This is a genomic window from Myroides sp. LoEW2-1, from assembly GCF_009767705.1.
In the GTDB taxonomy this organism is placed as follows: domain Bacteria; phylum Bacteroidota; class Bacteroidia; order Flavobacteriales; family Flavobacteriaceae; genus Flavobacterium; species Flavobacterium album_A.
Window position 1 is genome coordinate 1 of sequence record NZ_WSPP01000335.1, and the last position, 230, is coordinate 230.

General features: G+C 34.8%; 1 protein-coding gene. It reads left to right on the forward strand.

What is annotated here, in order from left to right:
• Window positions 1–71: 71 nt before the first annotated feature.
• A partial coding sequence (gene tnpA, locus GOQ24_RS17055; RefSeq protein ID WP_410505211.1) for an IS66 family insertion sequence element accessory protein TnpA occupies window positions 72–230 on the forward strand: 159 nt, incomplete at its 3' end.

The window sequence follows — 230 nt, forward strand, 5'->3', positions numbered from 1 at the left end:
GTATGCACCCGAGCAACCACATATTTCATAAGATGATGTAAGATAGTAAGTTTGTCTCAAATAATAAAGAGATGAGCAAACAAGAAATTATGTACTCTCATGTAGAGGATTGGAAAACAAGTGGATTAACACAATCAAAGTATTGTGAAAGTGTTGGAATTAAGCTAGCGACATTTAGTTATTGGGTAGTAAAGTTTAAGGGTGAAACAGAGCAAGAAGGCTCAAGTAAC